This is a genomic window from Streptomyces sp. NPDC093795, assembly GCF_044764665.1.
In the GTDB taxonomy this organism is placed as follows: domain Bacteria; phylum Actinomycetota; class Actinomycetes; order Streptomycetales; family Streptomycetaceae; genus Streptomyces.
Genome location: NZ_JBIWIO010000009.1, coordinates 390,286 through 401,602, shown reverse-complemented (window position 1 = coordinate 401,602; position 11,317 = coordinate 390,286). Strand labels below are relative to the sequence as shown.

12 protein-coding genes are annotated in these 11,317 nt (G+C 70.6%); 9 read left to right on the top strand and 3 right to left on the bottom strand.

Annotation, left to right across the window (positions count from 1 at the left end; genetic code table 11):
- Positions 1-106: 106 nt before the first annotated feature.
- The 8 genes from ACIRB7_RS25110 (at position 107) to ACIRB7_RS25075 (ending at position 7,004) form a co-directional block, all read left to right on the top strand.
- On the top strand, positions 107-754 hold the full coding sequence (locus ACIRB7_RS25110) for an HAD family hydrolase (protein ID WP_403602715.1): 648 nt from the start codon (positions 107-109) through the stop codon (positions 752-754).
- A 43-nt stretch (positions 755-797) separates the two neighbouring features.
- On the top strand, positions 798-2,012 hold the full coding sequence (locus ACIRB7_RS25105; protein ID WP_403602713.1) for an MFS transporter: 1,215 nt from the start codon (positions 798-800) through the stop codon (positions 2,010-2,012).
- Positions 1,981-3,156, top strand: coding sequence for an acetoin utilization protein AcuC (locus ACIRB7_RS25100; protein ID WP_403602711.1), 1,176 nt, complete (start codon positions 1,981-1,983; stop codon positions 3,154-3,156). Before ACIRB7_RS25105 ends, ACIRB7_RS25100 begins: the two co-directional genes overlap by 32 nt.
- A gap of 107 nt (positions 3,157-3,263) precedes the next feature.
- The gene (locus ACIRB7_RS25095) at positions 3,264-4,079 is read left to right on the top strand and encodes a phosphatase (RefSeq protein ID WP_403602709.1); all 816 of its coding nucleotides are present in this window, start codon (positions 3,264-3,266) and stop codon (positions 4,077-4,079) included.
- 127 nt (positions 4,080-4,206) lie between these two features.
- Positions 4,207-4,416, top strand: coding sequence for a helix-turn-helix domain-containing protein (locus ACIRB7_RS25090; RefSeq protein WP_015034391.1), 210 nt, complete (start codon positions 4,207-4,209; stop codon positions 4,414-4,416).
- A 164-nt stretch (positions 4,417-4,580) separates the two neighbouring features.
- A complete protein-coding gene (locus ACIRB7_RS25085; protein ID WP_003948845.1) occupies positions 4,581-4,679 on the top strand; it encodes a 30S ribosomal protein bS22 in 99 nt (32 codons plus the stop codon).
- Between the two features lie 138 nt (positions 4,680-4,817).
- Entirely contained in the window at positions 4,818-5,918 is a 1,101-nt protein-coding gene (locus ACIRB7_RS25080) for an NAD-dependent epimerase/dehydratase family protein (protein WP_403602707.1), read from the top strand.
- 15 nt (positions 5,919-5,933) lie between these two features.
- Positions 5,934-7,004, top strand: coding sequence for a lysophospholipid acyltransferase family protein (locus tag ACIRB7_RS25075; protein WP_403602705.1), 1,071 nt, complete (start codon positions 5,934-5,936; stop codon positions 7,002-7,004).
- 60 nt (positions 7,005-7,064) lie between these two features.
- Here the strand turns inward: ACIRB7_RS25075 and ACIRB7_RS25070 are convergent, their stop codons facing one another.
- The 3 genes from ACIRB7_RS25070 to ACIRB7_RS25060 form a co-directional block, all read right to left on the bottom strand.
- Complete coding sequence (locus ACIRB7_RS25070; protein WP_403602703.1) at positions 7,065-8,306, bottom strand: DUF5667 domain-containing protein; 1,242 nt, start codon at positions 8,304-8,306, stop codon at positions 7,065-7,067.
- A 298-nt stretch (positions 8,307-8,604) separates the two neighbouring features.
- Complete coding sequence (locus tag ACIRB7_RS25065) at positions 8,605-9,393, bottom strand: ECF subfamily RNA polymerase sigma factor, BldN family (RefSeq protein ID WP_351216385.1); 789 nt, start codon at positions 9,391-9,393, stop codon at positions 8,605-8,607.
- A gap of 411 nt (positions 9,394-9,804) precedes the next feature.
- Positions 9,805-10,758: an HAD family hydrolase gene (locus ACIRB7_RS25060; RefSeq protein ID WP_403602700.1), complete on the bottom strand. Its 954-nt coding sequence runs from the start codon at positions 10,756-10,758 to the stop codon at positions 9,805-9,807.
- A 92-nt stretch (positions 10,759-10,850) separates the two neighbouring features.
- Here ACIRB7_RS25060 and ACIRB7_RS25055 point away from each other — a divergent pair, with 92 nt between their 5' ends.
- The gene (locus ACIRB7_RS25055) at positions 10,851-11,129 is read left to right on the top strand and encodes a glutaredoxin family protein (RefSeq protein ID WP_403602751.1); all 279 of its coding nucleotides are present in this window, start codon (positions 10,851-10,853) and stop codon (positions 11,127-11,129) included.
- Positions 11,130-11,317: the final 188 nt, after the last annotated feature.

Sequence of the window (11,317 nt, the reverse complement as noted above, 5' to 3'; positions counted from 1 at the left end):
TGCAGGGGGGACCCTGTGGGAGAGTAGGACGCCGCCGAACAATTTTTAGCCTCAACCCCCGGACTCTGTCCGGGGGTTGAGGCATTTTTGCGTTCTAATCTTAGGCATGCGCTACGACCTGGTCATTTTCGACAACGACGGTGTGCTCGTGGACAGCGAGCCGATTTCCAACACCTTGCTGGCCGGCTATCTGACGGAGCTCGGGCATCCCACTTCGTACGAGGAATCGGTGCGGGACTTCATGGGGTCCGCGATGCACCGGATCCATGAGCTCGTCCAGGAGCGGAGTGGGCAGCGGTTGCCGGTGGAGTTCGACGAGATCTTTCATGCGCGGGTCTTCGCTGCTTTCCAGGCCGAGTTGGAGGCCGTGCCCGGGGTCGAGGAGGTGCTCAAGCTCCTCGTCGAGGGTGGGGTTCCCTACTGCGTGGCCTCCTCGGGGAGCCACGAACGGATCCGGGTGGGGCATCGGAAGACCGGGCTCGACGCCTGGTTCCGCGACGAGATCGTGTTCAGTGCCGAGGACGTCGGGCGGGGGAAGCCGTCGCCCGACCTGTTCCTGCACGCCGCTTCGCGGATGGGGGTGGCGCCCGGGCGGTGTGTGGTGATCGAGGACAGCCGGCTCGGGGTGGAGGCGGCGCTGGCGGCCGGGATGGACGTGTACGGGTTCACCACGATGACGCCCGAGGAGAAGCTCGTCGGGGCCGCCGGGTTCTTCCGCGGGATGGACGAGCTGCCGGCGATATTGGGCCTGTGATCCATCTACCCCGCGGTAGGTTCCGGCCGTACGCTGTGCCGCCATGACGGATGCGCGGTTGCGGCGTGGGCGGGGATCCCTGGCGGTCAGCTTCTTCGTGCAGGGGGTCACCTTCGCCCTGCTCGTGACGCGCATACCGGCGATCCAGGAACGGTACGGGATCTCGGACGGGCTGCTGCCGGCCTTCCTCGCCGCCGTGCCGATCCTGGCCGGTGTGGCGAGTGTGGCGACCGGGAAGGTCGTCGCCCGGGTGCGGCCGGCGGTGGTGCTGCGGTGGGCCCAGCCCTTCGTCCTCCTCTCCCTGCTCGCGGTGGGGATGGGGAGCGAGCTGTGGCAGGCCGCCGTCGCCCTGGGGCTCTTCGGGCTCGCTGTCGGCGCTCTGGACGCCTCCATGAACATGCTGGGGGTCAGCCTCCAGCGGGCGTACGGGCGGAGCATCATGCTCGGCTTCCACGCCTCGTACAGCCTCGGTGGGATCGCCGGTGCCTCGCTGGCCTGGGCGGGGGCGCACTGGGATCTGTCGCTGTTCGTGTCGTACCTGCCGGTGGTCGCGGTGCTGCTGCCCGCCGCCCTCGTCGGCAGCCGGTGGTATGTGGCCGGTCAGGAGCAGTCGGTGGGGGAGGCCGGGGACGGTAAGGGGAACGCGGTCGCTTTCAAGCTGCTGCTGCCGCTCTGTCTCGTCATGACCTTCGCGTACATAGGGGACTCGACCGTCTCCAACTGGAGTGCCAAGTACCTCCAGGACGTGCTGGGCGGCTCGGAGGAGCTGGCGACGGTGCCGTACAACGCGTACATGGTGACGACGCTTCTCGGTCGGGCCGTGGGGGACTTCGGGGTGCGGCGGCTCGGTGCGGCGGCGGTCGTGCGGGGCGGGGCCGTGCTCGCCGCGGTGGGGTTCGCGGTGGTGGCGGTGGCGCCGGGGGCCTGGGTGGGCATCGCCGGGTTCACGGTGCTGGGGCTCGGGCTGAGCGTGATCGTGCCGCAGGCCTTCGCGGCGGCGGGGCGGTTGGCATGTGAAAGTCACCGCCCGGGGAACAGCGACGCGGCCGTGGCGCGGCTCAACGTCTTCAACTACGTCGGTTTTCTCGTCGGGTCGCCGCTGGTGGGGGCGCTCGGGGACGCGTGGAGCTATCGGGGGGCGATGCTGGTGCCGATGGTGCTTGTCCTGGTGACGGTGGTGTATGCCACGTCGTTCGGCTCGCGCGAGGCCCGATACGGTGGCGGGCATGAGCGGCCGCGCACTGTTGATGTGGGATGAAGCTGTCACGCAGTACGACTTCGGGTCCGAGCATCCGATGGATCCGGTACGGCTCGCGCTGACGATGTCGCTGGTGCGGGCGTACGGGCTCGACCGGGCGGTGGACGTCGTGGCGGGCAAGCCGGCCGGGGACTCGACGCTGCGGCTCGTGCACCGCGAGGACTACGTGGCTGCGGTGCGGGCCGCGTCGGTGGATCCGCGGCACGCCGACCAGGCGTACGGGCTCGGTACGGTCGACGATCCGGCGTTCGCGGGGATGCACGAGGTGTCGGCGCTGATCGCCGGGCAGTCGGTGGGCGCGGCGGAGGCGGTGTGGCGCGGGGAGGCCACGCACGCGGTGAACTTCGCGGGCGGGCTGCACCACGCGATGCCGGGGTCCGCCTCGGGCTTCTGTATCTACAACGACGCCTCCCTCGCGATCGCCCGGCTGCTCGAACTGGGCGCGGAGCGGGTCGCGTACGTGGATGTGGACGTGCACCACGGGGACGGGGTGCAGGCGGCGTTCTGGGAGGACCCCAGGGTGCTGACCGTCTCGCTGCACGAGCATCCTCGGACGCTGTTCCCGCAGACGGGGTGGCCGGAGGAGACGGGCGCGGCCGGTGCCGGTGAGGGCGGGGCCGTGAACGTGGCGCTGCCGGCCGGGACGGGTGACGAGGGGTGGCTGCGGGCCTTCCACGCGGTCGTGCCGGAGCTGATCGCGGACTTCCGGCCGCAGGTGCTCGTCACGCAGCACGGGGCGGACACGCACTTCGAGGACCCGCTCGCGCACCTGGCGGTGTCGCTGGACGCGCAGCGGGCCGTGCAGGAGGCCTGTCACGAGCTGGCGCACACGTATGCCGAGGGGCGCTGGGTGGCCCTTGGCGGTGGCGGGTACGCGGTGGTGGACGTCGTACCGCGGTCGTGGACGCATCTGGTGGGGATCGCGGCGCACGCCCCGGTGGATCCTGAGTCGGTGATCCCTTCGTCGTGGCGGGACGAGGTGTACGCGCGGACCCGGCAGTCGGGGCCGGCGCGGATGACGGACGGGCGGTGGCCGGTGGGCTTCCGGGACTGGGCTGAGGGGTACGACCCGGCGGACCGGCTCGACCAGGCGGTGTTGGCGACGCGTAAGGCTGTTTTCCCGTTGCGGGGGCTGCTCGCCTAGAGGTCTGCGGGGGCGGGTCTGGAACACCTTGGTGGGTGTTACGCCGACTGTGGGGTGTCCGGGGGGTTCGGGCTCCGCCGACGGGGTGATCCGGCAGCATCGGGTGGGTGTTGAGTACCGGGGCGCTGCGGGCGCATCTGTTGGCGGCGGGGTTGGCGGGAACGGTGGCGACGTCGCGGGAGGAGAGCCTGCGGAGCTATCGGCTCTTCGCCGCGCGTGATCCGCGGGTGCTGCTCGGGCTGGATCCGGCGGGGGGCTGGGGCGAGGCCGATCTGCTGCGGCTGATGGCCGACAAGTGCGGGGTGTCGGGGGATCCCGAGCACCGGACGGGGCTCGACGTCATCGATCCCGAGCGCACGTTGAGGGGGCTCGACGCCTTCGCGGCGCGGTTGGGGGTGGCGGCGGCGCGGCGGGTTCCGGTGCTCCTCGGGACGGGGCATCCGCATCGGCTGCTCGGTTTCTACGTCGCTCTCGCAGACGCCTTGTCGGCGGCGGGATGTCTTGTTCTCACACCGGCGCAGGGGAGATGTGTCGACATAACGACCCGGTTCGGCGTACGTACGTACGTCATCGACTACGTACGGGGGGTCGCCCTGGTGCGGGAGCCGGGGCCGTCCGGGGGTGGGCGCGAGCCGGGGGCGCACTCCCACTCTCCGCTGCCGGTCAGGGCGGCTCTGGAGAGCGCGGCCGAGTGCGGCGGGCCGCTTCCGGAGCTTGTGGTGGGGGACCACGGATGGGTCTGCGGGGCAGGTCAGCTGGGTATCGAGGCCATCGGTCTCGCCGATACGGATGATCCGGCGCTGTTCGTCGGTGAGGCGGAGGGGCAGGTGTCGGTGGCCGTCCCGCTTGACGACGGCGTGCGCTCTGCCTCCTACCGTCCACTCACGCGCTATGTACTCAATCGAGCGTGTCTGTCACGGTAAACGGCAGGTGGTAGCTCCTCTTCCCCACTCGTACCACCCGCCCCTAGGCTGGAGCGTGAGCGCTCGGCGACGAAGAGTCACCGGAGGGGAAGCCGGTGGGCGTCGCGGCGGAAGGTACAGGTGGGTCATGGCTGCTGGCGAACGACCTCTCAACGAGGTCAAGTTTCTGACCGTGGCGGAAGTCGCCTCGGTGATGCGCGTGTCCAAGATGACCGTGTACCGCTTGGTGCACAGCGGTCATCTGCCGGCGATCCGGGTGGGCAGGTCCTTCCGGGTGCCGGAACAGGCGGTTCACGAGTACCTGCGGGAGTCCTTCGTGGGGGTGGGGACCGCGTAGCGCGAGCGCGGCGACAACGTCGGGAAAGCTCCGTATGTCCCTCGGATTACAAGCGCGGTGCTCGGGGCGGTAGGCTAGGCCGACGTAGGTCGTGTGGGCCCAGACGCCCCGCACCGATTCCCGCCGGGAGGCGGGGATGTTCCGAGAAGTGAGCGAGGGTAGTCGTGGGCTCTGTTATCAAGAAGCGGCGTAAGCGGATGGCCAAGAAGAAGCACCGCAAGCTGCTCAAGCGCACGCGCGTTCAGCGTCGCAACAAGAAGTAAGGCGACAGCTGCACCGCAGCGTTCCGTATGTCAGGCGTGGCCCTTCACCGTTCGCGGTGGAGGGCCACGTCTTATGTGCGCGGAAATCCCGAGGCGCTACGGTGGCGACCAACGGAAGACCGACGGAAGGCGCTGATCTTGGGCAAGGTCGTGCTCGTCACCGGTGCCGCCCGGCATCTCGGGGGCCGCTTCGTGCGGCGGATCCAGCGGGACCCGGAGGTGGAGCGGGTGATCGCGGTGGACGCGGTCGACCCGGCGCACCAGCTCGGCGCGGCCGAGTTCGTACGGGCCGACATCCGCCGGCCGGAGATCGCCAAGGTCCTCGCCGAGCACGATGTCGACACGGTGGTCCATCTGGACGTCACCGGCACGGCGCTCGGCGGAGGTGGCCGTACGTCGGTCAAGGAGACCAACGTCATCGGCACCATGCAGCTGCTCGGCGCCTGCCAGAAGTCGCCGCGGATCAGCCGGCTCGTTATCAAGTCCAGTACCAGCGTCTACGGCTCCGCGCCCCGCGACCCGGCCGTCTTCACCGAGACGACGGCCGCGAAGTCGCTTCCGAGCGGGGGCTTCGCGAAGGACGCGGTCGAGGTCGAGGGGTACGTACGGGGCTTCGCCCGGCGCCGCCCGGACGTGGCCGTGTGCGTGCTGCGGTTCGCGAACATCCTCGGGCCCCGGATCGACTCCCCGCTGGCCGAGTACCTGGCGCTGCCGATCCTCCCGACCGTCCTCGGCTACGACCCCAGACTGCAGTTCGTCCACGAGGACGATGTGATCGACGTGCTGCGCCTGGCGGCGCACGAGCCCCGCAGGGCCACGCTGAACAGCGGCACCTTCAACGTGGCCGGGGACGGGGTGCTGCTGCTCTCCCAGTGCGCGCGGCGCCTCGGACGGCCCACGGTGCCGGTGCTGCTGCCGGCGGTCACCTGGGTGGGGACGGCGCTGCGTACGGTCGGGATCACCGACTTCGCGCCCGAGCAGATCCGGCTGCTCACCCACGGCAGGGTCGTCTCGACGGTCCAGACGCGTGAGGTGCTCGGGTTCGCGCCGCGCTACACCACGGCGGAGACCTTCGCCGACTTCGTGCGCGGCCGGGGGCCGGGGCTGCTGCCGCCGGAGCGGCTCGCCGGGGTGGTGGACCGGCTCGCCGAGCGGCTTGCTCCGACCGCCGTGGCTTCTGTACCTGCTTCACCTTCTGTACCTGCTACACCTGTTCCCCCTGTTCATGACGGCGCCTGAGGAGACCGGACAGCGATGGCGGACGCCAAGGTCATTCCGTTCGACGACGACCGGTCGCGGGCCCGGCGACGGCCCGGCCGCCCCGACGGGGAGGCGGCGGCCGTACGGGCCCTGCCGGGCCCGCAGGCGGGCCCTCAGGAGCCGGGAGAGGGCCATGAGGGTATGCTCCCGGGCGCGGGGGGCGGTCGTGAGGCCGTCGCCGGTGCCGGCGGCGGCTCCGCGGGTGGGGCCGAGGGCGCCGGGGCGAGCGGCTGGGAGCGGCGGCTCGCGGGTGGGCTCGCGTTCCTCCGGCGGCGGATCACCGGCGACTACGAGGTCGACGAGTTCGGCTACGACGAGGAACTCACCGACCAGGTCCTGATGTCGCTGCTGCGCCCGCTGTACGAGAAGTACTTCCGGGTGGAGGTGAAGGGCGTCGAGAACATCCCGGTCGAGGGCGGGGCGCTGATCGTCGCCAACCACTCGGGGACGCTGCCGCTGGACGGGCTGATGATGCAGGTGGCCGTCCACGACCGTCATCCGGCCGGGCGGCATCTGCGGCTGCTCGCCGCCGACCTGGTGTTCGTGCTGCCGGTCGTCAACGAGCTGGCCCGTAAGGCGGGGCACACCCTGGCCTGCGCGGAGGACGCGGAGCGGCTGCTGCGTGCCGGCGAGATCGTCGGGGTGATGCCCGAGGGCTTCAAGGGGATCGGGAAGCCGTTCGGGGAGCGGTACAAGCTCCAGCGGTTCGGGCGGGGCGGCTTCGTCTCGACGGCGCTGCGGGCCGGGGTGCCGATCGTGCCGTGCTCGATCGTCGGGGCGGAGGAGATATACCCGATGGTCGGGAACGCCAAGACCCTGGCGCGGGTGCTGGGAATCCCGTACTTCCCGCTCACCCCGACCTTCCCGTGGCTCGGGCCGCTGGGGGCGCTGCCGCTGCCGACGAAGTGGACGATCCAGTTCGGCGAGCCGATCCCGACGGATTCCTACGCGCCGGAGGCGGCGGAGGACCCGATGCTGATGTTCAACCTGACGGATCAGGTGCGGGAGCAGATCCAGCACACGCTGTACAAGCTGTTGGTGCAGCGGCGGTCGGTGTTCTTCTGACCGGTTCCGCGCAAGGAGGAAGGGGCGCCCCCCGTCCGTGGGGGCGCCCCTTCCTCCTTGCTAGCGAGCGTCCTCGCTGTCGATGCCGAGGCCTGGTAGCAGGCCCGGCAGGATGGGCGGAATGGTCACGTCCGGCACTTCCGGTGGGGCCTTGTCCCCGGTGGGGGGCGTCGGCATGCCGGTCGGGGCGGGTGGGAGTAGTCCGCCGGCGCTGCCGCCGAGGAGACCGTCGTCCTCCGGTGAACCGGTGCTGCCGTCCGAGCTCGGGCTGGTGCCCGTGCTGGGGCCGGTCGGGCGGGGTGGTGCGGAGTCGCTGCCCGAGGGTGTGACCTCGTCGGGGGAGGGCGGACGCTGGGAGTCCGTCCCCTGGGGGGTCTTCGGGGTGCTGGGAGTGCCGGTGGGGCTCTCCGAGCCGATGATGTTGCTCTTCTCCGGGGTGCGGGGCAGCACCGACTGGAGCGGCTCGACCTCTTCGTCCATGGCGTCGAAGACGTGCGTCACCTCGCTGCCGACGTCCGCGAGCTGGACGGGAAGCCGGTCGCGGATGCCGTCCCAGGTGCCTCGGTGGGCCTGGGCGAAGGAGTTGAGCCGGGCCATCGGGGCGATCTCGCCGTCCCGCTCGTACGCCTGGCGGAGCAGGCGGTGGCCCTCGCTGGCGTCGTGTTTCATTCCGCCCAGGACACGGCGGATCTCGCTGAGCGACTCGTGGTCGAGGTCGCCGGAGCGGCCCCGCTCCATGAGTCTGCGGGCCTCGCTGAGCCGGGTGGACGCCTGGTCGAGGTAGATGCCGCCGCGGTCCGCGTCGTCGTCCGCCATTCCCAGCTTGATGTCTTCCATGCCTCGCTTGAGCCCGTAGAGCGAGTCACCGGGGAGCGCGTCGGAGCTGGCGGCTGCCACTCCGCTGAACGCGCCCGCCGCCACACCGACCGTGAGGCCGCCGGCGGCGAGCCCCTTGGTCCAGCGGGAACGGGGGCGTAGCTTCCGCAGCGGGGAGGCCCGGTGGGTTCCCTTGCCGCCGGCGGTGCGCTGCTCCGGCACCGTGGCGGCCGCGGCCGCGCTTCCCTCCATGAGCATCGCTTCCATGGCGGCGACGAGCTGGGCTCGCTGCACCACTTTGACCTCGGGGTCCAGCTGTGGCTTCGGCAGTTCGCCGAGACCGTTCGCCAAGGCCAACAGCCGTCCCTGCTCGGCCGGTTCGGCCGCGGCATCGGACTGCTCGGCCGCCGCGCCCTCGGACGCCCGGTCCTCCAGGGTCTGGGCGAAGGCGTTCGCCCGCCGGTGCGCCGATACGTTCGCGATCACTGGCGGCACCTCCTCTCGTCATGACGGTCGACTCCCCGGGGTGTCCGGAAGGTTGCACACCTTGAGCGCATCCACACGAAAGAGTGAGTGGCCGCGGACATGGCGTGTCCACAGGGAGCCTGCATCCCGCACAACGAGCGGCGCGGCACTTGGGTTACGCGCGAAAGATGATCGGACCAGTGCGTCATCGAGGCGTCACCGACTGTGAGTTGGGCGGGGGTTGTGGGGGCGTGGGGGGAGGGGTGGGGCCGGAGCCGCGGACCGGGGCGTGGGGGCGCGTGTGGGGGGCGCGGACCGGTCAGCGGGCGTCGTCCGGCAGGAGGCGGGCCAGGGTGCGGACGGCCCGGTACTGGAGGGTCTTGATGGCCCCCTCGTTCTTGCCCATGACCCGGGCGGTCTCGGCGACCGAGAGGCCCTGGAGGAAGCGCAGGGTCACGCACTCCTGCTGCTGGGGGTTGAGGCGGCGGACCGCGTCGAGGAGGGCGGCGTTGGAGAGGGACTCCAGGACGGAGTCCTCGGGGCTGCGCTCGACCTCGTTGGCGTCGAGCATCTCGCCGGTGGTGACTTCGAGGCGGAAGCGGCTGGACTTGAAGTGGTCGGCGACCAGGTTCCTGGCGATGGTGACGAGCCAGGCGCCGAAGTCGCGGCCCTGCCAGGTGAACGTGGAGATCCGGCGCAGGGCGCGCAGGAACGTCTCGCTGGTGAGGTCCTCCGCCGTCGCCTTTCCGCCGACGCGGTAGTAGATGTAGCGGTAGACCGTGTCGCTGTACTGGTCGTACAGGCGGCCGAAGGCCTCGGCCTCGCCCGCCTGGGCGCGCTCGACCAGGTCCATCATGCGGGCGCTGTCGCTGTCCGCGGTGGGGCGGCGGGCAGGGGTCGAGGTGCCGGAGCGGGCACCGCGTCTGCCCACGGCGGCGCTGCCGTCGGCCAGGGCATAGCAAGGGCCGGCGGGTGCCGGGGCGGCGAAGGCGAATGCGGGGACAGGGCCGGCGGCGTACGCGGTGGGGACGAAGCCGCGCAAGCGGTCGGCGACCGTTGCGCGCAGCGTAGCCAGGCCCGAGGTGTCAACCCCGACGTGTGGGTACACGGGACTCCCAGAGGCAGAGCTTCCATCACGTGCAGTGCGGGACCGTTCACTCGTCGTGGCGACGGGAGGGGTCCTTTGTGCGTCCCAGGAGAATAACGCTTCGTACAGGCAGCGCTACACCCAGTTGCTCAAATCACCGGTTAGGTCGATTCTGTTACTGGTTGTAGTCGGAACTGCTCGCTGTTCGTGATCAGTTATTGATCGGTTTGCTTTCGGATGTGACTGCGTCGGCGTTGCGTTGTGCTCGACTGCAGGACGCGTGAGTGATCGGGGCCGCTGCGGGGTAAGGAGCCCGGAATGCCTGGGAGTCGACCTGTGCGGTGGTGTTCGACCACGGACGGGTGAGGGCGCCTGGTCCGGGGTTGTCGCAGATGATCGCAGCCGAAACGTATCGGCAGGAGTGATCCGGCGTCAGTGGCGGCGGCGGTGCAGGGCGACGGCGGCGGCGGTGCCGCCGGCCAGGGCGCCGAGGCCCGCGGCGGCGGGGATGCCGACCTTGGCGGCCTTGCGGCCGGTCCGGTAGTCGCGCAGCCGCCAGTCCCTGGCCCTCGCGTGCTTGCGGAGCTTGGTGTCCGGGTTGATCGCGTACGGGTGTCCGACGAGCGAGAGCATCGGGATGTCGTTGTGGGAGTCGCTGTAGGCCGCGCAGCGGCCCAGGTCGAGGCCCTCGGCGGCGGCGAGAGCCCGTACCGCCTCGGCCTTGGCCGGTCCGTGCAGGGGCTCACCGACGAGCTTGCCGGTGTAGACGCCGTCGACGGACTCGGCGACCGTGCCGAGCGCGCCGGTCAGACCGAGACGCCGGGCGATGATCGTGGCCGTCTCCACCGGGGCGGCCGTGACCAGCCAGACTTTCTGGCCCGCGTCCAGGTGCGCCTGGGCCAGGCCGCGGGTGCCGGGCCAGATGCGGTCGGCCATGTACTCGTCGTAGATCTCCTCGCCGATCGACATCAGCTCGGAGACGCGGTGGCCCTTGACGATGGACAGGGCGCTTTCGCGGGCGTCCTGCATGTGCTCGGGGTCCTCGACGCCGGCGAGCCTGAACCAGGCCTGCTGCCAGGCGAAGCGGGCCAGCTCGCGGCGCTGGAAGAACTTCCGCTTGTAGAGGCCGCGGCCGAAGTGGAAGATCGCGGCGCCCTGCATCACGGTGTTGTCGAGGTCGAAGAAGGCGGCCGCCTGTACGTCGCCGACGACCGGGAACTCGGGCTCGGCCGGCGCCTCGGCCTCCGTGGTGGCCGCCGCCTCCTCCCGCTCCCGTTCCAGCTGGAGCGAGGACTTGCGCGCTGCCTCGGCAGCGGCCTCGCCTGCGAGGACGCTGCGCGCGGTGGCGGAGCGCCTACGGGGGGTGAGCCATCCCAGAGCGGCCATGCGGTGAGCATAGCCAGTCTGTTCGGAACTTCCCGAGTTGTGACGGTGCCGCGGCGTGAACACTGCGGGGCTCTCCTGTGAAGCGGGACAGAATGGGCGCCATGTTCGGACGGACGAAGAAGAAGGACGCCGGGGCGCGCACCGTCACGCTGATCGGCAAGCCGGGGTGTCATCTCTGCGACGACGCCCGCGCGGTGATCGAGGCCGTGTGCGCGGAGACGGGGGCATGCTGGGAGGAGAAGGACATCACCCAGGACGAGGAGCTCCACCGGGCGTACTGGGAGCAGATCCCCGTCGTCCTGGTCGACGGCGAGCAGCACACGTTCTGGCGTGTCGACGCGGGGCGGCTCCGTCGCGAACTGGGTGCGTGACCGAAAGACGGCTACCATCGTGGACGTTTTGTTGGCTTTCGGGGGCGGCGCCGTGAGGAGAGTGTGCGGTTATGCCCCCTTCGGGTTCTCAACGTGTTCCCGGGCTCGCCGGTTCCGTGACGATACGAACCAACCGCGTGACCCCGGTCACTTTGGCCGGACAAAACGGACACCATCTTTGTGCACGC